The organism is Stenotrophomonas sp. Ste86 (assembly GCF_024519465.1).
Classification (GTDB): Bacteria; Pseudomonadota; Gammaproteobacteria; order Xanthomonadales; family Xanthomonadaceae; genus Stenotrophomonas.
Genome location: NZ_JALJRW010000009.1, coordinates 142,881 through 163,897, shown reverse-complemented (window position 1 = coordinate 163,897; position 21,017 = coordinate 142,881). Strand labels below are relative to the sequence as shown.

Annotated in this window: 14 protein-coding genes; 6 read left to right on the top strand and 8 right to left on the bottom strand. The window is 66.5% G+C overall.

Annotation, left to right across the window (positions count from 1 at the left end; translation table 11 throughout):
* Positions 1-390: 390 nt before the first annotated feature.
* Both NR101_RS10665 and NR101_RS10660 read right to left on the bottom strand, forming a co-directional pair.
* Positions 391-1,764 carry a serine hydrolase domain-containing protein gene (locus tag NR101_RS10665; RefSeq protein WP_256775830.1) on the bottom strand — a complete coding sequence of 458 codons (1,374 nt, stop codon included), beginning with the start codon at positions 1,762-1,764 and terminating at the stop codon, positions 391-393.
* Positions 1,765-1,917: 153 nt separating this feature from the next.
* A complete protein-coding gene (locus tag NR101_RS10660; RefSeq protein WP_256775829.1) occupies positions 1,918-3,510 on the bottom strand; it encodes a choline dehydrogenase in 1,593 nt (530 codons plus the stop codon).
* Between the two features lie 216 nt (positions 3,511-3,726).
* Between NR101_RS10660 and NR101_RS10655 the strand changes: the two genes are divergently transcribed.
* Together NR101_RS10655 and NR101_RS10650 are read left to right on the top strand one after the other, a co-directional pair.
* Complete coding sequence (locus tag NR101_RS10655) at positions 3,727-5,061, top strand: MFS transporter (RefSeq protein WP_256775828.1); 1,335 nt, start codon at positions 3,727-3,729, stop codon at positions 5,059-5,061.
* A 28-nt stretch (positions 5,062-5,089) separates the two neighbouring features.
* A complete protein-coding gene (locus NR101_RS10650; RefSeq protein WP_256775827.1) occupies positions 5,090-5,446 on the top strand; it encodes a DUF1304 domain-containing protein in 357 nt (118 codons plus the stop codon).
* 634 nt (positions 5,447-6,080) lie between these two features.
* Here the strand turns inward: NR101_RS10650 and NR101_RS10645 are convergent.
* Together NR101_RS10645 and NR101_RS10640 are read right to left on the bottom strand one after the other, a co-directional pair.
* Complete coding sequence (locus tag NR101_RS10645) at positions 6,081-8,561, bottom strand: acyl-CoA dehydrogenase (RefSeq protein WP_256777739.1); 2,481 nt, start codon at positions 8,559-8,561, stop codon at positions 6,081-6,083.
* A complete protein-coding gene (locus NR101_RS10640; RefSeq protein ID WP_256775825.1) occupies positions 8,558-9,478 on the bottom strand; it encodes an alpha/beta hydrolase in 921 nt (306 codons plus the stop codon). The genes NR101_RS10645 and NR101_RS10640 overlap by 4 nt, the downstream gene beginning before the upstream one ends.
* A gap of 165 nt (positions 9,479-9,643) precedes the next feature.
* On the opposite strand from NR101_RS10640, the gene NR101_RS10635 reads away from it, so the two are divergent.
* A complete protein-coding gene (locus NR101_RS10635; RefSeq protein WP_228884169.1) occupies positions 9,644-10,246 on the top strand; it encodes a TetR/AcrR family transcriptional regulator in 603 nt (200 codons plus the stop codon).
* Positions 10,247-10,387: 141 nt separating this feature from the next.
* Here NR101_RS10635 and NR101_RS10630 read toward each other — a convergent pair whose 3' ends face one another.
* From NR101_RS10630 to NR101_RS10620, 3 genes are all read right to left on the bottom strand, one after another.
* Entirely contained in the window at positions 10,388-13,240 is a 2,853-nt protein-coding gene (locus NR101_RS10630; protein WP_256775824.1) for a TonB-dependent receptor, read from the bottom strand.
* Between the two features lie 457 nt (positions 13,241-13,697).
* Positions 13,698-14,555: a hypothetical protein gene (locus NR101_RS10625; RefSeq protein ID WP_256775823.1), complete on the bottom strand. Its 858-nt coding sequence runs from the start codon at positions 14,553-14,555 to the stop codon at positions 13,698-13,700.
* Between the two features lie 119 nt (positions 14,556-14,674).
* Positions 14,675-15,571, bottom strand: a complete 897-nt coding sequence (locus NR101_RS10620; protein WP_256775822.1) for an Hsp33 family molecular chaperone HslO — start codon at positions 15,569-15,571, stop codon at positions 14,675-14,677.
* A 79-nt stretch (positions 15,572-15,650) separates the two neighbouring features.
* On the opposite strand from NR101_RS10620, the gene mtgA reads away from it, so the two are divergent.
* The 3 genes from mtgA to NR101_RS10605 are packed head-to-tail and all read left to right on the top strand — an operon-like array spanning position 15,651 to position 17,834.
* Complete coding sequence (mtgA, locus tag NR101_RS10615; RefSeq protein ID WP_256775821.1) at positions 15,651-16,400, top strand: monofunctional biosynthetic peptidoglycan transglycosylase; 750 nt, start codon at positions 15,651-15,653, stop codon at positions 16,398-16,400.
* 23 nt (positions 16,401-16,423) lie between these two features.
* Positions 16,424-17,443, top strand: a complete 1,020-nt coding sequence (locus tag NR101_RS10610) for a glycosyltransferase family 2 protein (RefSeq protein ID WP_256775820.1) — start codon at positions 16,424-16,426, stop codon at positions 17,441-17,443.
* Positions 17,403-17,834, top strand: a complete 432-nt coding sequence (locus NR101_RS10605) for a CBS domain-containing protein (protein ID WP_256775819.1) — start codon at positions 17,403-17,405, stop codon at positions 17,832-17,834. Before NR101_RS10610 ends, NR101_RS10605 begins: the two co-directional genes overlap by 41 nt.
* 528 nt (positions 17,835-18,362) lie before the next feature.
* Here the strand turns inward: NR101_RS10605 and NR101_RS10600 are convergent.
* Positions 18,363-20,348, bottom strand: a complete 1,986-nt coding sequence (locus tag NR101_RS10600; protein WP_256775818.1) for an AsmA family protein — start codon at positions 20,346-20,348, stop codon at positions 18,363-18,365.
* Between the last annotated feature and the right edge of the window lie 669 nt (positions 20,349-21,017).

Genomic DNA, 21,017 nt, shown 5'->3' with positions numbered 1-21,017 from the left:
CGCGTACTTCTTCCTGAAGATCCGGGCGGCCTTCCCCGGAGTTGGGTGAAGAACCTTTTTTATGGGCGCCGTGTTTGTGGCCGTTACGCGGCGCATGCGCAGCAGGGTAGAGCCGAGCCACGCTCGGCTGCCGTCGCCGTCGCCGTCGCCGTCGCCGCCGCCCTTTGCCGCGCTTACGCCGCGCGTCGGCAGTGCCCGCCGCTGGCCGGCTCCCCCCGCTGCCCGCTGCGCCCGACGCTACACGCGATCAATGCCAGGCTGATCGACCGCGAGGTTCGCACGCATTGCGCAGCCACCCATGGGGTGGCTCTACCCATCGTCTGGCCGATCCGTTCGGCCACAAAAAAGGCGGCCGAGCGGCCGCCTTTTCGATTCACGCCGGTGCCGCACTCAACGCGGCGAGGCCACCGCGCGATTGGAAGAGACGCCCTTGCGCTTGGTCGCCGGCGCGGCGTCTTCGGCCATCAGGCTGTCGCTGCCGAAGTCGGTGTCCACGTCCAGCCAGCGCTGGGTCGGCAGGCCCATGGCCTGGTCCAGGATGGTCGGGAGCAGGCCGCTGGGCAGGCTGCTTTCACCATTCCAGAGGATGGCGATGCCGAGGTCGCGCTCGGGCACCAGCGCGACCAGGCCGCGATAGCCCTGCACGGCGCCGGCGTGGAAGACCACTTCATGGCCGGCGTAATCGAAGTTGCGCCAGCCCAGTGCGTAACCGGCCGAATGCAGGCGTTCGCGGCGCCAGCCCGAGCGCATTTCGCCCGGGGTGTTGATCAGGGTCGAGTGCAGGGTGGCCAGCAGCGGCGCGGGCAGCACGTCGGGGCGGTGGCCGGTGTGGGCCAGCAGCCACTGCGCCATGTCGCTGGCGCTGGCGTTGACGCCCGCTGCAGGGGCCAGGCGGTAGTAGGTCGGCTTCGGGTTCAACGATACCCAGCCATTGCGGCTGCGCACGTGCGGACGCGCCCAGCGCGAGCTGGCCTGGATGCCGGCCAGACCAAGGCTGGCATCGTCCATGCCCAACGGTTTGAACAGGCGGCGCTCGACGGACTGTTCGTAGAAGCTGCCCGAGGCGGCGTAGACGACGTCGCCGATCAGGCTGAAGGCCACGTTCTGGTAGGCGTAGCAATCGCCCGGCAGGCACTTGAGCGAGGTCGAGGCCAGCTTGTGGGTGAGCGTGTAGTACTCGGCGTTGCCTTCCACGTCGCGGTCGTAAGCGTTGTAGGGCAGGCCGACGCGGTGGCTGAGCAGATCGGCCACGGTCAGGCGGTCGGTCGCTTCAGGCGTGCTCAGCTGGAAACCGGGCACGTAGTCGGTGACCTTGCTGTCCCAGCGCAGCGTGCCGTCGTTGACCAGCAGGCCGGCCATGGTGCCGGCGAAGGCCTTGGACAGCGATGCAAGGCGGAACACGGTGTGTGCGTCGACCTGTTGCGGGTTATTGACGTCGGTGACGCCGTAACCGCGCGCGCTGAGCACGCGGCCGCCCTGGACGATGGCCACGGCCATGCCTGGCACGCGCTCGCCGTAGGTGAGCTGCTGGGCCATCGATTCGATCGCGGCGACGTTGAAGCCCTGCGCCGGCGGCAGCACCTTCGGGTTCGCCTCAGTGGCGCGGTACGCGGCCGGCTGGGTGTGCGGAATCGCCGCGGCGTTCTCGATGTTGACGGGGAACGCGGGGGTCTGGGCAGTGGAAGACATTGCAATGGGCATCAACATGCCCAGCAACCCGGTGGCCGCCGAACGGATCGGTCGGCGCCTGCTGTTCTGATTCATCGTGTAGGGCCCGTGCGCAACTGCTGTGACCGATTCTAGCGCCGCTTTTCGTGATTGCACAAACGAAGCGAAGATGAATGCGTATCTGGTTGAAAAGGCGCGGTTTTTGCATCACCCGGCCGCTCCCCGCGGTACTTGGCAGCGCAGCCCTGTTCAGCTTGAGACAGCGTCCTGCAGTATCCACTGCGCGGCACGCTCGGCCAGCATGATGGTCGGCGCGTTGGTGTTGCCGCTGACCAGGCTCGGCATCACCGAGGCATCCACCACCCGCAGCCGGCGCAGTCCGCGCACGCGCAGCTGCGGATCGACCACCGCGTCGGCGTGGATGCCCATCGCGCAGGTGCCGACCGGGTGGTAGATGGTTTCGGCCTTGGCGCGGATGAAGGCGGTCAACGCCGCATCGTCCAGGTCCTGCCGGGGCGGGAAGATCGGTGCGCCGCGCCAGCGATCGAAGGCCGGTTGGCGCAGGATCGCCGCAGACATGCGCACGCATTCCTTCATCATCGCCAGGTCGGCGCCGTCGGCATCGCTGAGGTAGTTGGCTTCGATCCGCGGCGCGGACGCCGCGTCGGCATCGCGCAGCAGGATCCGGCCGCGGCTGCGCGGATGCAGGGCGCAGGCATGCAGCGTGTAGCCATCGCCGGGGAGTCGGTGACGGCCGTGGTTGTCCAGCATGGCCGGCACGAAGTGGAACTGCACGTCGGCGCGCGCGTCGGTGGCCAAGGCCGAGCGCGCGAAACCGCCGGCTTCGGCGATGTTGCTGCTGCCGGCGCCGCGACGGCCGCGCAGGAAATAGTCGACGGCGATGCGCGCCTGGTTGGCGCGGTCGTAGCTCACGCCTGGCTGGGTATGCACCAGGGTGCAGATGTCCAGGTGGTCCTGCAGGTTGCCGCCGACCCTGGGCAGGTCGGCGCGCACGCTGATGCCATGCCTGCGCAGCGGCGTGGCCGCGCCGATCCCGGACAGCATCAGCAACTGGGGTGAATGGATCGCGCCGGCACTGAGGATCACCTCGCCGCTCGCGGCGGCATGCCGATGCTGGCGGCCCTGGCGGAAAAACACGCCGCTGGCGGCGTCGCCGCTGAAGCTCAGCGCGGTGGCACTCGCGCCGGTAAGCACGGTCAGGTTGCGCCGACCGCGCGCGGGGCGCAGGTAGGCGGTGGCGGTGGAACACCGGGCGCCTTCGCGCTGGGTGACCTGGTACAGGCCGACGCCGAGCTGCGCAGCGCCGTTGAAGTCATCGTTGCGTGCGTGCCCGGCCTGCACGGCCGCATCGAGGAAGGCGGCCGAGAGGGGGTTGTGGTGGCGCAGGTCGGACACCGACAGCGGCCCGGCGTCGCCATGCAGCGCGCTGCCGCCGCGGCTGTTGGATTCGCTGTGCAGGAACCACGGCAGCACCTGCGCCCATTCCCAACCGCTGGCACCGGCGGCGGCCCAACCGTCGTAGTCGGCGGCCACCCCGCGCACGTAGCACATCGCGTTGATCGAACTGGAGCCGCCCAGCACCTTGCCGCGCGGCCACCACAGCCGGCGTCCGTCCAGTGCCGGCTCGGTTTCGGTTTCCAGGTTCCAGTTGATGCGCCGGTTGTTGACCAGCCGGGCCAGTCCGGCCGGCATGTGGATGAACGGGTTGCGGTCGCGCGGACCGGCCTCCAGCAGCAGCACCCGGCAGCGCGGATCGGCACTGAGGCGGTTGGCCAGTACGCAGCCGGCCGAGCCGGCGCCCACGATGATGTAGTCGTACATGGTTCCCCTCGAATACGGACCGCTCCCCAACGGTGCCCTGCGAGCATAGGGCAGGGCGGCCGGTAGCGGGGACGGGATGACAGCCACGCTGCGTTACGCGTATGGCCCTGCCGGAGACTGGCGATGTTGCGGTGCATCGTTTACCTTGCGCGCTCTGCTGCCTGGAGTCGCCACGATGCCGCCGTTGTCACGCCGCCCGGACCGGGAGTGGGTGCGATGAGTGCTGCAGCACCGGCACCGGTACGTCCGGGGCTGCGCGGGGCGCTGCGGCAATCCCCGCCGCTGATCTGGGCATGCCTGTACTTCTTCTGCCTGCTCAGCGGCTACTACGTGCTGCGCCCAGTGCGCGAGGCGATGGCCGCTTCGTCCGATCCGCAGGCGGTGTTCCCGCCGGTGCTGATCAACTGGTTCAGTGCGCATGGCATCGCGCTGCAGGACTTCGTGTTGCAGGTCCTGTTCACCTGCGTGTTCCTGATCATGCTGGTGCTGCAGCCGCTGTACGGCGCAGTGGTCAGCCGCTACCCGCGCCGGGTGTTCCTGCCGGCGGTCTATGGTTTCTTCATCGTCTCCCTGTTGGGCTTCTATCTGCTGTTCGACAGTGGCGTCCCCGGGCGCGGCATGGCGTTCTTCTTCTGGGCCGCGGTGTTCAACCTGTTTGCGGTCGCCGTGTTCTGGAGCTTCATGGCCGACGTGTTCTCCAACACGCAGGCGCGCGCGGTGTACGGCTACATCGGTGCGGCCGGCACCCTCGGTGCCTTCCTGGGCCCGATCATCACCTCGGCGCTGGTGCAGCGGGTCGGCATCGCCAACTTGATGCTGGTCTCGGCGGGATTCCTCACCGCCTGCCTGGGGTGCATCTGGCGGCTGCGGTTGTGGGCCGTGGCGCGGGAGCAGGAACAACAGCTGGCCTCGGGTGAGACCCCGATGGGCGGCAGCGTGCTCGACGGCCTCAAACTGATCGCGCGCGAGCCGCTGCTGCGCTGGCTGGCGGTGCTGGTGCTGTTCGGGGTGGGCATCGGGACGCTGCTGTACAACGAGCAGGCGGCGATCGTGCGCCGTCTGTACACCGACCCGGCGGCCAGCACCGCGTTCTTCTCGCGGGTGGACCTGGCAGTCAATGCGTTGACCCTGATCCTGCAGCTGGGCCTGACCCGCTGGCTGCTGTCGCGCCACGGCATCGCCCCGGCGCTGTTGATCCCCGGCTTTGCGATCATCATCGGCTTCTCGGTGCTGGCCGCTTCGCCGTTGCCGATGCTGGTGGCGCTGGTGCAGATCATGACCCGCGCCAGCGAGTTCTCGCTGGCCAAGCCCGCGCGCGAGACGATCTTCACCCGTGTGGATCGCCAGTGGCGCTACAAGGCCGGCGCGGCGATCGACACCGTGGTGTACCGCGGTGCGGACCTGACCTTCGCCTGGGTGCACAAGGGGCTGTCGCTGTTCGGGTCGCATGCGGTGTTCGCCGGTGGCCTGGTGGTGGCCGGGATCATGACCACGGCCGCGTTCGGGTTGCTGCGCGAGGAAAAGAAGCTGCCGGCCGAGCGCCCGGAGTAAGCTCTCCGCATCCCATCGAGGCCTGCCCATGTACTGGACCGCACTGACCCTGACCCTGCTGGTCGCCCTGCTGCACGTGTACTTCCTCGTGCTGGAGATGTTCCTGTGGACCCGGCCGCTCGGTCTGAGGACCTTCCGCAACACGCCGGAGAAGGCTGAGGCCACCCGCGTGCTGGCCGCCAACCAGGGCCTGTACAACGGCTTCCTGGCCGCCGGCCTGTTCTGGGGCGTGTTCGATCATCTGCCGATGCTGGTGAACTTCTCGCTGGGCTGCGTGATCGTGGCCGGCTGCTACGGCGCGTACAGCGTCAACAAGCGCATCTTCTTCATCCAGGCCGTGCCGGCGATCCTCGCCGTGGCCGCCTGGTGGATGGTGCCGGCCTGAACCGGCGTACAGCCACCCCATGGGTGGCTGCGCGATAACGATCAGTGCCTAGCCTGCAGCAACACCGATACCGGGCTGCGCGCGTTGAACACGGTGATGCATCCCTCGTCGCGCGCGCAGTTTGGACGTGCGGGTAGGTCGATGCCTGAAGCGAAGAGCCAGATCAACGGCTGCGAGGACGGCCGTTGCCTGGCTTGGGCGGGCACGGGTGGGTTGGCAGGACACGCCGTAAATCCATCCGTGGAGGCTCGTGTGCGCCCTCCATGGCGCCCGACGGTCCCGCCAACCCACCCGTACCCACCCGTACCCACCCTTTGACAGTGTGCGGGTGCGAAACGAAAGAGCGACATCGTTCTACGCGCTGCTCTGAGCACGCCTGCGCTTACATGGCCGCCAGTCAACTGTCGAGGGCGGAGGTGTGCGGGTTTGCGGGACCGTCGTGCGCCATGGATGGCGCACGCGAGCTTACCGGGACGTACTTGCAGCGTGTCCCGCAAACCCGCGCACCTCTGCCCAGCGCACGAGCTTGCAGATATGGCTCGTCCGTGTGCTTGCATAAAACGGAAAAAAAAACGGCGGACCGAAGTCCGCCGTTTTCGTTTATGCCGCTGCCTGGATCACGCCGCTGCCTGGATCACGCCGCTTCCTGCGACTGCTGATCCTTGCGTTCGCGGTCGTAATACCCGGCCGAACGCAGCTCGTGCGGATCGAAATCGTCCACGGTGATGGTTTCCAGGGTCAGCGTACGCAGCTCTTCCAGCAGCGTGCGCTCGTCCTGGGTGATCACGCCCTCGGCCACGGCTTCGTCCAGCTGGGAGTGGAAGTCCAGTGCCTCGATACCCTTGGTCTTGACCGCCTTGATGAACTTGCGCTCCACCGGCTCGGCCATGATCGCCTTGGACAGGTAGCTGTTGATGCGGCCACCCGGGTTGTTCTCGCACGGGGTCAGGAACACGCCGTTGGCCAGGCGATCACGCGCTTCGTTGGGCGCCATCAGCAGCGCGGCCACGCGGTGGCCCAGCCGGTCGCCCGGCGCCTCGGCACGACGGCCGAACGGGAAGATCAGCAGCCACATCAGCCAGCCGATCGGACGGATCGGGAAGTTGCGCAGGGCACCGGACAACGACTCTTCGATCTTGTGCACGCTGTCATGGAAGGCCCAGGCCAGCAGCGGCTGGTCGGCCGCCGGTGCCCCTTCGTCGTGGTAACGCTTGAGCATCGCGCTGGTCATGTAGATGTGGCTCAGCACATCGCCCAGGCGACCGGACAGCGATTCCTTGAACTTCAGCTTGCCGCCCAGCGTCATCATCGAGATGTCGGCCATCAGCGCCAGGTTGGCCGAATACCGGTCGAGTTTGCGGAAGTAACGGCGGGTGTAGGCGTCGCCCGGGGCGGCACCGATACGCGCGCCGGTCAGGCCGAACCAGAACGAACGCACGGCGTTGGAAATGCCGAAGCGGATATGCCCGAACAGGCTGCGGTCGAATTCTTGCAGGCCGGCCTTGGTGTCCGGGTCCTGCGCGGCCTTCATTTCCTTCAGCACCCACGGGTGGCAGAGGATCGCACCCTGGCCGAAGATCAGCAGGCTGCGGGTCATGATGTTGGCGCCCTCCACCGTGATCGCGATCGGCGCGGCCTGCCAGCTGCGGCCGGCGAAGTTGCGCGGCCCCAGGATGATGCCCTTGCCGCCGATCACATCCATCATGTCCGAGATGACTTCACGGCTCATGGTGGTGCAGTGGTACTTGGCGATCGCCGAGGGCACCGACGGCACATCGCCGCGGTCCACCGCAGCCGCGGTGGCCTGGCACAGCGCGCTGATCGCGTACGCCTTGCCGCCGATGCGGGCCAGTGCTTCTTCCACGCCTTCGAAGCGCCCGACCGACAGGCCGAACTGCTTGCGGATGCGCGCATAGGCACCGGTCACCACCGCACCGGCCTTCGCGCCGCCACTGGCGGTGGAGGGCAGGGTGATCGAGCGGCCCACGGCCAGGCACTCGTTGAGCATGTTCCAGCCCTTGCCGGCCTTCTCGGCGCCGCCGATCAGCTGGGTGAGCGGAATGAACACGTCCTTGCCGCGGATCGGGCCGTTCTGGAAGGTCGAGTTGAGCGGGAAGTGGCGGCGGCCGATTTCCACGCCGGCGGTCTCACGCGGCAGCAGCGCCAGGGTGATGCCGATATCGCGGGTGGTGCCGATCAACCCGTCCGGGTCGTACATGCGGAAGGCCAGGCCGATCAGCGTGGCCACCGGGGCCAGGGTGATGTAGCGCTTGTCGAAGGTGAGCTTGACGCCGAGCACCTGCTCGCCGTTCCACTCGCCCTTGCAGACGATGCCGTAATCGGGGATCGAGGTGGCGTCCGAGCCGGCAAACGGACCGGTCAGGCCGAAACAGGGCACTTCGCGGCCATCGGCCAGGCGTGGCAGGTACTGGTCCTTCTGCGCCTGGGTGCCGTAGTGGTTGAGCAGTTCGCCCGGGCCGAGCGAGTTGGGCACGCCGACGGTGGAGCTGACCACGCTCGACACCGAGGCCAGCTTCTGGATCACCTTGTGGTGGGCCAGCGCGCTGAAGCCCAGGCCGCCGTATTCCTTCGGAATGATCATGCCGAAGAACTTGTTCTTCTTGATGAAGCTCCACAGTTCCGGCGGCAGGTCGGCGTAGACGTGGGTGATTTCCCAGTCATTGACCATCTTGCACAGCGCTTCGACCGGGCCATCGAGGAAGGCCTGTTCTTCGGCGGTAAGCTGCGGCTTGGGGTAGTTCAGCAGGATGTTCCAGTCCGGGTCACCGGTGAACAGCTGGCCTTCGAAGCCGACCGAGCCGGTTTCCAGCGCGATGCGCTCGGTCTGCGACAGCGGCGGCAGCACCTTGCGGAACACCTTCATCATCGGCGCGGTCAGCAGCGGCTTGCGGATGAAGGGCAGCAGCAGCGGCACGGCGATGACCGCGACGATGGCGGCGGCCACGATGGTGGCGGTCTGGTTGACGTAGGGGATGAACCAGCAGGCGGCCAGCAGCACGACGCTGATGATCGTCCAGGTGATCAGCCGCATCCGATGGTAGGCGACGATGGCGCCCGCCAGCAGGATGGCCAGGAAGGGAACGACAATGCTCATGAGCGTGCTCCGGTGACGTGCTCGGTAGTGGCGGACTGTGCCACGGCGGAGGCCGAGGGCAGCACGTCCAGATAGTCCAACACAGTAGCGGTAAAGGCGTTGTTGTCGTCACCGGCGACCATGTGCGTGGCCTCCGGCAACTGCACATGGCGCGCATGCGGCACCAACGCGAGGAATTCGGCCACCGTCTGCGGGGTGACCAGGGTGCTGCGGCCGCCGCTGACCAGCAGCAACGGGCATTTCACCTGGCGCGCCGCTTCGGCGAGCGCGTCCTGGTGCTGTTCGCTGTCGCGCGCCAGTTCGGCGACCAGGCGTGGGTCCCAATGCCAGCGCCAGCGACCGTGGCCGTCTTCGCGCAGCAGCGCGCGCAGGGAATCGTCGGACTTGCGCGGGCGGTGCGGCATGTAGGCCGAGATCACGTCGGCGGCCTGCGACAGCGATGCGAAGCCGTCCGGGTGCGCGGTCATGAACATCAGAATGCGTTCGACCCCGGCGGTGTCCCAGCGCGGCGTAATGTCCACCAGCACCATCGCCGAAAACAGGCCAGGCCAGCGCGATTCGGCGAGCAGCCCGAACAGACCGCCCATCGAGGCGGCGACCAGGATCGGCGGCTGCGGTTGTTCGCCGGCCAGCACGATCAGGTCGTCGGCGAACTGCTCGCCGTGGTACGCAAGTTCGGTCGGGTTCCAGTCCGAATCGCCGTGGCCGCGCGCGTCATAAGCCAGGGTCTGGTACCCGGCGGCGGCGAGTGACTGCGCGGTGGCGATCCAGGCATGCCGGGTCTGGCCGAAGCCATGAGCGAACAGCACCGTGCCGCGGCGTCCCGGCGGGGAGCGGGTAGCAGCCAGCACGGCGTCCTGCGCGCCGGTCAGTCGCTCATCTTCAAAACGGGGCAGGGTAGCGGAAGGATTGACCATACTCGTTAGTATGGACCTGCCCCGTGGCATGTCAATACTTGAGGGTATGGTGGTCGCTGCGATGCTGCGGGAGGGGCGGGCCAGCACGCGTGATGAAGGCGCCGGACCGGCTGCGGACGCGGCATTTGGCGGACACGAACCCCGGCGTATGGTTAAATCGTTGCCATGAATGAACCTGAAGCTTCCGCCGGCGAGCCACGTGCCGGCCGCAACAGCCGCCTGAGCGCGGAAGACTGGGCCCAGGCCGCCCTGGACCTCATTGCAGAACAAGGCGTTGGTGCGGTCGCGGTGGAACCGCTGGCGCGTCGTCTCGGGGTGACCAAGGGCAGTTTCTACTGGCATTTCCCCTCCCGTGATGCGCTGCTGCAGGCCGCGCTGGAGCGCTGGGAGCTGTTCGAGCAGGAGCAGGTGTTCGGCAGCCTGGAAGACGTGCCCGATCCGCGCGTGCGCCTGCGCCAGCTGTTCCAGGTGGTGGCGCACGAGGTGCAGCCGCACATCATCTACAGCGAGCTGCTCAAGGCGCTGGACCACCCGATGGTGCGGCCGGTCATCGACCGCGTGTCGCACCGTCGGCTGGAATACCTGGTGGCCTCGTTCCGCCAGGCCGGGCTGAGCCGCACCGATGCGCAGCACCGCGCACGGTTGGCGTATGCGGCCTATGTCGGCTTCCTGCAGTTGTCGCTGCAATTGCAGCAGCCCAAGCAGGCGCGCGAGGATTTCGAGGCGTATGTGGAGCACGTGATCGAGACGCTGATCCCGATCGGCTGAGCAGCGCCGGGTTGCAAGCGAAAAGGCCGCGGAGACGCGGCCTTTTTCGTGGTCGACCGTTTCCGGACCGGCAGCTGTCGCACAAAAAGCAACGGCCCCTTTCGGGGCCGTTGCTGCATCAGGTGCTGATCCGTGGAGCGATCAGAACTTCTGCTGGTACTTCATGTAGACGAAGCGACCGATGTCGAAGCCACCGTAGTACGAGTAGCCCGAGTTCGGCTGGGCGTATGCCGGCGCAGCCCAATGGTCGAACACGTTGTTGGCACCGATGGCCACCGACGCATTCCACGGCAGGGTGTAGGCAACCTGCAGGTCGTGGAAGGTGTTGGAGCCCAGCTCGTTCTGCGCCAGGATCTGACCGGCAGTGTCCGGAGCGCTGAAGTTCGGCAGGGTGCAGCGGTCGTCGAAGAAGCACTCTTCCTTGGTACCGGAGTAGTAACGCGCGGTCCAGGTCACCGACAGGTTGTCCAGCTGCCAGTTGATCGTAGCGTTCGAGCGCAGGCGGAAGTTGCCGCCGAAGCCGTTCTGCTGGGTCGGCGGGTTGTCCGAGTTGTCCTGCTTGATTTCGCTCTTGACCACGTAGCTGTTCTGCAGCGAGGTGGTGAAGTTGCCGAAGCTGGTCTCGAAGCGGTAGTTCAGGTCGAAGTCGAAGCCTTCCACTTCCTGGTAACCGGCGTTGCGCAGGCCGAAGTTCAGGGCCGTGACGTTACCCGCAGCGTTACGGCTGAACCCGACGCAGCGCGACTCGATGCCACGCAGGTAGCAGTCATTGAGCAGGTCGGTCGGCGTATCGGCAACGATGGTGTTGTCGATGCGGATGTTCCACCAGTCCAGCGAGGTGTTGAAGCCGGTGAGGAACTCCGGGCTCCAGACCACGCCCAAGGTCTTGGACTTGGAGGTTTCCGGGGTCAGCTCCGGGCTCGAGCCGGTGATGAACGGCACGTTGCTCTGCTCACCCGGGCCCGGCGAAACGTCGGTGCCTGACGAATTCAGCTGGCGGTAGCCGGCCGGCACGTCCTGGAGGCAGCGCGCGTTGCCGCCCGCCGGACCGTACGAGGTATCGCACGGATCGGTGTAGAACTCGAAGGTCTGCGAGATACCGCCGTACAGATCGGCCACGGTCGGGGCGCGGAAGCCTTCCGACCAGGTACCACGGATCAGCAGCTGGTCGATCGGCTTCCACTTCAGGCCGAACTTGCTGTTGAGCGTGTCACCGAAGGTGTCGTAATCCGAGTAACGGGTCGCGGCGGTGACGGTCAGTTCCTTGGCGAACGGCAGGTCGGCCAGGATCGGCACCTGCAGTTCCAGGTAGACCTCGTTGAGGTTGTAACCGCCCGTGGTCGGGCCGGAAGCCAGATCGGTGGAGATACCGGTCTGGGCCAGCGCGTCCGGCGAGAACGAGCCGCTTTCTTCGCGACGCTCGATGCCCAGGGCCACGCCCAGGTCACCGGCCGGCAGGGTCAGCACGCTGCCGGAGATGTTGGCGAAGTAGTTCTTGGTGACGGTCTTGGAGACGGCCTGGCCCGGCTGGTACAGATAGGCTTGCACGTTCGGGTCGGACAGGCTGTTGGGCGAGTTGTAACCGTCCGGGATCAGCGGGTTCCACGGGGTGCACGCGCCCGGGCCGGAGCCGACCGGGATCGGAACCGCGTCGTCGGGGGTGCCGCACTGGTACTGGCCGTTCGCGTTGAGGAACGACGGACCGGTGGCCCGGCCAACCGCGTAGGTGTTCAGGTTACCCGTGCTGATCTGGGTGCCCTTGTTCTGGTTGTACAGGTAGCCCGCTTCCCAGTCCCAGTACTTCTCACCGGTCTGGAAGGAGCCGCTGAACACGCCAGTGAAGCGGGTGGTGGTCAGGTTGTTCTGCACCTGGCGCGGCACTTCCCAGCCACGGCGCACGTACTGCACCGGCACATCGACCGGGCTGAACGCGCTGTCAGGCGACAAGCCTCCTTCGCTCAGCCCGAAGTTGGCGCTGGAGAACGGATAACCGGCGTTCTGGGCGAACGACTCGCGGTCGGTGTACATCACGCTGGTGTCGAAGCGCACGTTGTCGGTGAAGTCGAACGTGCCGTTCAAGAAGGCCGACTTGCGCTTGATGCCGCTGTACACGGTCGAGGCCAGCGCCGGGTTGGAGACGTCGGTGCCGTCGAGCGGGCGATAGCTGGAGAGCTGCGTCGGATCCAGGCCGGCGACGTCACGACGCAGGGTGTAGTTGGTGCCGTTGTAGAGGAAGCGGCCCCACTGCGAGGTACCGGACAGGCCGCCCGGGCGCGGGTCGCTCTTCTCGCCGGTCGGGAAGCGGTCGCGGGAGAACCAGCGGTCCTTGGCCCACACCGGATCTTCGTTGGTGTATTCGACGCCGGCGGTCAGCGAGCCGCGCTCACCACGGAAGCCCATGATGAAGTCGTAGTTCTCGCGCTTGCCATCGCCCTGGTCCCACTGGCCGATGTAGACGTTGGCTTCGGCGCCTTCGAAGTTCTTGCGGGTGATGATGTTGATCACGCCGGCAATGGCGTCCGAACCATAGATGGTGGATGCGCCGTCCTTCAGCACTTCGATGCGTTCGACCATGGCCGACGGAATCGAGGCGACGTCCTGCAGGCCATCGTTGGTGATGCCCAGGCGACGACCGTCGACCAGGACCAGGGTGCGGTTGGCACCGAGGTTGCGCAGATCGATGTAGTAACCACCGACGGCTTCACCCGAGCTCAGCGGCGAGGTGCGGCTGATGGCCGGGGAGCCGGCGGTCGGAATGTTCTGCAGGATGTCGGCGACCGACTTGAAGCCCTGCTGCTGGATCTGGTCACGGGTGATGGTCAGGACCGGCTGTGCGGTTTCGGTATCGACCTGGCGGATGCGCGAACCGGTGACCTCGATGCGATCGAGGTTGGTCGGGCTGCCCGACTCCTGTGCCTGTGCAGTGGCGACGCCGGCGCTCGCGACCAGCGCGACCACGACCGCATCACGCAGCTTGTTGGACTTGAAATTCATTGGCTCTCTCTCTCCAAGGGAATCTTGGGTATTCACTAGGGTGTGTTTGCCTGCGGCGGCACCAAAGAAGCGGCGCCAAGCACCACGAGGCTGACTCGATAGTAACTGCGGATTCCAAAGAATTAAAGTAGCGTTAATACAGCTTGTGCGTGGCCTGTCGTTAAAGAAATGCCTTCCAAATCAATTACATCTTCTTTTGGGTGGCGTACTTTTGTCTCGATGGTTAAGATAGGGTGAAGAAAATAGTTGCAATTGATTTGTCACCATTTGTATCAATCGCTTTCCAGTCGCATCAGCCAGGTGGCGCATCACGCCCGGTTTCTGACCGTTCATGAGACACAAGATGTGCAACGTCTTCGGCGATCCGTCTGCTGGGAGGCGGCACCACTGGAACAAAAAAGGCGCGCCGTGGCGGGCGCGCCTTTCGAAACATCCACCCGCGCCAGGCGCTGGGGGATCAGAGATCCTGTTCGTAGCGGACGTAGGGCACGGTGCCTTCGTCGGTGCTCTCGTTGCGCGGGGCGAAGGGATTCTTGCCGCGGGTGATCACGTTCTCGGCACCGACGGTGAGCTGACCGCTCCACGGGGTGCGCCAGGTCAGGCCGACGCCGAGGCCTTCCCACTTGCCGGGCTGCCCGGGCACATCGACCACGCGGCCGATGATGTTGCCGCTGAAATTGCCGTAGCCGGCACCGATGGTCAGGCTCTTGCTGTCCCAGCGGTCGACCAGCGCCGGGGAGGCATCGGACAGCGGAACCAGGCGTGCCTTGGCATAGGTGCCGCCGATCGACACAAAGCCTTCGCGACCGATGTTCTTCTGGCCGAACACGGTCAGGTCGTTCTGCTCGGCGCGCAGCGCCGGCGACTTGTTGGGACCGGCCAGCCACGCGGGCAGGGTATCGCGGCCGCTGCCGGCGGTGATGCCCAGGCGTCCGCCAGGACGGTTGAATGCGGCAGTGCCACTGACCCGGCGGCTGAGCGAGCTGTCTTCATCGTCCCCCAGGCTGGCCAACATGCAATGACTGGCCAGGCCGCTGATGCTGGTGCCGCGGCTGCTGTTGCAGAGCAGGCCCAGCGAATCGCCGGAGGACAGCCCGAAGGCGGCGTCCAGCGAGCTGCGGCCGAAATGCCAGCGTGCGCCGACCGCCTGTTCGCCGGTCGGTTCCAGGTACAGCAGGGCCTCGACCTTGCCGCTGCCCTTGTTCCAGATCGGCAGCACGGTGCTGTCCTGGCGCGGCTTGTTCTGCGCATGCGCGCCCGTTATCGCAGCGAGGGCGATCACAAGGGCCAGCGGTAGACGCAGAAGGGAGCGCATGGGAACTCTCAGACAGCAGCGGTGAGCACAAGTTCCCGCCGAAGCGGGACACTGATCCTAGGGCGTTTATGATTTCTTAACAAGTCTTCGTTCTCCCCAGAACAAAACTCGTGCGGCAATTACTGAAGCCGTTCAGGTGCCGGCGAGGAAACACCGGTATCGCTGAACAGTATGGCCAGTTCCGTCAAGGGAAAGTGATACTCGCGTCCGCAGAATTCGCAACGCACGTCAATCGCGCCGGTGGGTTCGGCCGCGGCGCGGGCTTCCACCTCGCCCAGCGATTCCAGCATGCCCTCCACCCGCTCGCGCGAGCAGGAGCAGTCGAAGCGCAGCGGGCGTTCGCCCAGCAGTTCCGGCGCTTCTTCATGGAAGAGGCGGTGCAGCAGTTCATTGCCGGCCACTTCAAGCAGTTCCTGCTTGCCCAGCGTCTCGAACAGGGCGCTGGCGCGCGACCAGCCGTCGTGGTCGCCCTCGTCGCCGGGCAGCTTCTGCAGCAGCAGGCCGGCGGCGTGTTCGCCGTCGGCGGCCAGCAGCAATCGCGTGGGCAGCTGTTCGGACTGACGGAAGTAATCTTCGAAGGCTTCGTCAAGGCCGGAGGCGGTGAGCCCGACCAGGCTCTGGTAGCGCTGCGGTTCGCGCGGGTCCAGGCCCGGGTTCTCGATGGTGATGGCCAGCAGCGCATCCTCGCCCAGCGAGGTCAGATCGCGCGGCGCATCGCCACCGCCGTCGGCCAGTTGCACGATGCCGCGCAGGGTACCGGCGGCCGTGCATTCGGCGAACAGGGTGCGCATGGGGGTGTTGCTGCGCAGCTGGATCGACAGGCGCCCGTCGACCTTGGTGTGCCCGGTGAACAGCGCCGAGGCGACGCTGGCCTCGCCGAGAAGTTCAGCGGCGGTCGGCGGGTAGACGGCATGGGACAGGATCTCGCGCCAGGTCGCATCGAGGTGCACGTGCACGCCGCGGACGCCGGCAGCGGGAAGCAGGAAACGGACAAGGGTGTCGGATTGGGCGGTCATCGGCTCGGTGGCTGCGCTTATAGAGGGGCGGTTGCCGGATAATGCGCCGACAACCGTGCAAGCAAAGGATGCACCACTGATGGGGGCAGAGCGCAGCAATCTCAAGGCCGGACCGGGCCTGGAACCGTCACGCCCGCGGCGTTGGCACTGGAAGCGGTTGCTGTGGCTGCCGGTGTTGTTTGCCGCCTTCAGCGTGCTGCAGGTGCTGGTGCTGCGCTTCATCGATCCGCCGCTGTCCACGGTGATGCTGTGGCGGTACGGCGAGGCGCTGGGCCAGGGCGATTGGGACTACCGCCTGCATTACCAGTGGCGCGACCTGGACCAGATGGCACCGAGCCTGCCGATCTCGCTGGTGGCCGCCGAAGACCAGCGCTTCCCCGAGCACAATGGCTTTGACCTGCAGGCGATCGAGAAGGCGCGCGACCACAACGCCAAGGGTGGTCGCCTGCGCGGGGCCAGCACGATCAGCCAGCAGGTCGCCAAGAATCTGTTCCTGTGGCAGGGCCGCAGTTGGATCCGCAAGGGCCTGGAGGTCTGGTACACGGTGCTGATCGAGGCGCTGTGGCCGAAGTCGCGGATCCTGGAGATGTACGCCAACATTGCCGAGTTCGGCGACGGCATCTATGGCGCGCAGGCGGCGGCCCGGCAGTACTGGGGCAAGGACGCCGCGCGCCTGAGCCCGGCCGAGAGCGCGCGCCTTGCCGCGGTGCTGCCGGCGCCGCGCCGCTACAACGCCAGCAGGCCGGGGCCGTACGTGCAGCGCCGCGCGGCATGGATCCAGCGGCAGGCCCGCCAGTTGGGCGGCGGCGCCTATCTGGGCGAGGACTGAATGCCGACCGCTACAATCCCCGCATGACAGCCCAACGCCTGACCCTGGTCATTGCGGCACACAACGAAGCGCTGGTGCTGCCGATGCTGCACCCGCGGCTGCGCGCGGTACTGGACGGGCTGCCCGATATCGAGGGGCGGGTGCTGTATGTCGATGACGGCAGCACCGACACCACGTGGGCGGTGATGCAGGCGCTGGCCGAGGCCGACCCGCGCGTGGGCGTGCTGCGGCTGTCGCGTAACTTCGGCAAGGAAGCGGCACTCACCGCCGGGTTGGATTTCGTCGGCGACGGGGCGGCGATGATCCTAGACGCCGATGGCCAGGATCCGCCCGAACTGATTCCCGAGTTCGTCGCCTTGTGGCAGCAGGGCTACGACAACGTGTACGGCACGCGGCTGGTGCGCGACGGCGAAAGCTGGTTCAAGCGCAGTACGGCGGCGGCGTTCTACCGGGTGATCGGGCGTCTGTCCAAGACCCCGATCCCCGCCGATACCGGCGATTTCCGCCTGTTGTCGCCGCGCGCGCTGGAGGCGCTGGGACAGCTGCGTGAACGCCACCGGTTCATGAAGGGGCTGTTCGGCTGGGTCGGCTTCCGGCGCAAGGCGCTGCCCTACCACCGGCATGCGCGGTTGGTGGGGGAGAGCAAGTTCGGGTTGTGGAAGCTGTGGAATTTCGCGCTGGAAGGGATCACCGGTTTTTCGACCGCGCCCTTGCGGGTGACGACGTACCTGGGACTGGCCGCGGCCGGCTTCGCTTTCCTGTTCGCACTGTGGATCGTGGGCAAGGCGGCGCTGTACGGGGACCGGGTGGCGGGCTGGCCGACGATGATGGTGGTGATCCTGTTCCTGGGCGGCGTGCAGTTGATCGCACTGGGCCTGATCGGGGAATACCTGGGGCGGCTGTACGAGGAGTCCAAGCAGCGTCCGCTGTACCTGGTTGACACTTGGCAGGCGCCGTTCGTGGCAGACTCGGGCCTGCATCCCATCAGTGGAGAGCAGCGAGATGACCACGGTACGACAGCTGTTGGAAGGCAAGTCCCCTGAGGTTTTCGCGGTACCCCCGGACGCGGCGGTGATCGACGCGATCCGGCTGATGGCCGACAAGGGCATCGGGGCGGTGGTGGTGATGGAGGGCCGGCAACTGGTCGGGATCCTCTCCGAGCGCGATTACGCGCGCAAGATCGTGCTGCACGAGCGCTCATCGCGGACGACGCGGGTGAGCGACATCATGACCGCGAAGGTGGTGACGGTGGCCTTGGCCGAGCAGGTCGAGCATTGCCTGCAGCTGGTGACCGATTACCGCATCCGGCACCTGCCGGTGGTCGATGCGGGCAGCGTGGTCGGGGTGATCTCGATCGGCGATCTGGTCAAGTCGGTGATCGATGAGCAGGCGCAGAAGCTGGATCAGCTGCAGCAGTACATCGTGGCGGGGTGAAGCGGTTACGCGTCTGTTCTCCGCGCTCTTTGCCATGCGCTAGGAGGCTCGGTGGTCGATTGGTCGGGCGCTGGGCCCGCATGCCCTTGGAGGCGAAATAAAGGAGGAGGCCGCCCCGCGGCCGGGGGCGTCGCCGGAAAGGGCATGCGGGCCCCGCGCCCGACCCACCGACCAAGGCCATAAGAGCCTGGCTTCTGCATTTGCACCGCAAGCCGAGCCCCGTGGCGGCCTGTAGGCCCCTGGGCAAAATAAAGGAGGAGGCCGCCCCGCGGCCGGGGGACATTTGCGCCAGGGGCCTACCGGCCGCCACGGGGCCCTCACGCTCGCGAAGAGCCCAAACGAAGAAAGCACTAGATCCATGCAGCGCCTGCACTACCGGCCAAAGCTGCACCCGTTCTCCCCGCAATGCGTGTGTCCAGGCAGTCCCCTTGTGAATCAAGGGAGACTGCCGACAGGCGCGGGAGAAGGGCAGCGCGGAGCCCGCCCGTGGAGCGTCAGTGCGTAGTCGCTGCCGCGCGCTAGGCCGCGCTACTTCGCATATCGACCACCGCAATTGGTGTCCTTGCCCGGACCGGGTTCGAACGTGGCCAGCAGAGCGGCCGGCGGGGTGATGGTGGCCAGGGTGAGGGCGATGGCGCCGCGCAGGCCGAGCGCCTTGAAGTCGGGACGGAACGAGGGATCCTTGAAGCTCCCACCGATGCGCAGCGGCGAGCGCAGGGCGAGGATGCTGACGTCCTTCGGGCGCGGGCGCAGCAACAGGTCCAACTGTTCCTGTTTGAGGTCGACAGTCCCTTGACCGATGATCAGGGTGTCGGTGGTGTCGAAGGCCAGCGCGCGCGATGTCATCACACCGTTGTTGACGCCGAAGTCGCCGAAGGCGCAGCGCAACGGGATCTGCTTGTCGCCGGTGAACAGGAATTTCAGCGATTCGGCTACGTCCAGCCCGGCCAGCTCCATGATCAGGTTGCCGATGTGCCCCTTGCCGATGCCGAGCGCGACGTTGCCGTCGGAGCTGCCGAGCATGGCGGCGACGGAGTTCCCGGTGCCGGCCAGCATGACGTCGCCGCTGAGGCCGCCGGAGGCCTGCTCGGCCAGCTTCGAGTCGGGCATCAGCTTGCCCAGCTGCACCTTGCGGATGCTGGCCTGCAGCTGGGTCGAAATCGTTGGTTTGCGGGCATCCATGCGGATGGTGCTGCGGATGTCACCGCCAGCCACGCCGAAGTTCAGCGGCTCCAGACGCAGCAGACCATCGTTGAGCTTGAGGTGGGCATCCATGTCATCCAGCGGCAGGACGGGCGAGTTGATCCGTTGCGCCTTCCAGCGCACATCGGCATCCATCGCACGCAGCTTGGTCAGGTTGTAGGGCGTGTCGGGCAGGATCTTCGCGCGCGCGGCGAGGGCGGCAGCCTTGGCCTTCTGCTCGGCATTGGCGGTTTCGCCGGCGCCAGTCTTCGGCGGTGCGCCGATGAAGCCAGCCAGGTCATCAAAGTCCAGGCGCTTGGACACCAGGTCGGCTTTCAGGAACGGGCGGTCGCCGCCCACATCGATCTGCGCGGTGCCACTCAAGTCGCTATCGCCGGCGGTGCCGGTGAAGTTCTCATAGCGCCAGATGTCGTTGTCGCGCTTGAGGCGGCCTTTCAGCCGGTACGGCGGGGTGGAGGGCATGGCCACGCCGATCAGCGGAAACAGGTCTTCCATGTCCTGGCCGCTGAGCATCAGCTCCAGGTTGAAGACGCGCAGTGCGAACGGATTGGTCAGCGTGCCGCTGGCGATGGCATGGGTGCCGCCGGCACGGCCGTCGAGATGGATGCGGAAGGGGTGATCGCTGTTGGTGAGTTCCAGCGGCGATTCGGTATTGCCATCCAGCGAGAAGGGGTTGCCCCTCCATCGGCCCTTGCCCTTGACCAGCAGCGGCGGGGCGCTGTCCTCGGTGCGCGGCCTGCCGCTGGTGAGGGCGACCAGGACGTCGGTGCGACCGGCGGTATCCAGGAACTGCAGGCGGCCGTCATCGATCAGCAGGCGCTGCAGCTGCGGTGGGTTGCCGGTGGAGGGGCCAAGGAAATCCCAGTTGCCCGGGGTGTCCTTGCCGGGGCCGGTTTCCAGCAGCAGGTCAGGGCGGGTGAGGCGCACTTCGGGGATGCGGACCTGGCCACGCAGCAGGGGCCAGACGCGGAGGGCGATTTCGGCGCGGTCGGCGCTGGCCATCTGCGGGGTTTTGGCCCAGTCGGCGTTGGCGAAGGTGAGGCGGTCGGCGCGAATGGTGGTGGTGCGGCCGAGGTCGACGTCGAGATCGCCGTTGATATGGAACTCGCGCCCGGTCTTGGCCTGCACGGCGCGTTCCACGGGACCTTTGAACCAGTTCCAGTCCCATAGCGCGATGAGCAGGAGGATGGCGGCGAAGAGGAAGACCAGGATGGCGAGCCACCGCTGTCCTCGTTTGCCGGGACGACGCCAGCGCCAACGGCGCGACACGGGGGAGGGGACAGGGGAATCGACAGTGTTCACATGCTCCATCCTTCCCTGTTCATCGTGCAGGGGGTGCGAAGCATTGGTAAGGATGGTGTCAGGGTGCGGTTTTTTTAGGAGCTTTTGAGCAACAGCCACAGCAACTGCAACTGCAACTGCAACTTCAACGGCCTTTGGCTGAGGGTTTTGCTGGTTGGCGCGGCGCGGGTGGGTTTACGGGACACGCTGCAAGTCCCGCTCCGCGGCCCGGCCCAGCCGCTGGCGGCTGTGCGTTCAGTCGCATGCGAGGCCGTGCCTCGCAAGCAATGCGCCTTCACCCATGTAAGCTCGTGAGCGCCATCCATGGCGCCCAACGGTCCCGTAAACCCACCCGCGCCCCCCCCCCGACAGACCCCCGGTGTGCCAGGTAGAGCCACCCCGTGGGTGGCTGCGCCTGATGGATCTCGAGATGCCTGGGTCGTCGATTCTGGGGCGGGGATTTAGGCGTTTGGGGTATTGGGGGAGGTGTGTGGGGGAAGAGGGGGGAGGGAAAGGAGCGGCATCGGCCGTGGCCGCGCCGTTGCCTTGCACTCGCTCAGTGCCGACCTCCGGTCGGCATGCCCTTACCCCCTCCCACAAACGCGGCAATAGCTCAGCTCAGCTCAGCTCCACCGCTTTCACCAAGAGGCCCGAAAAACTGTCAGGGGTCGGGGCGGGTGGGTTGGCGGGACCGTTGGG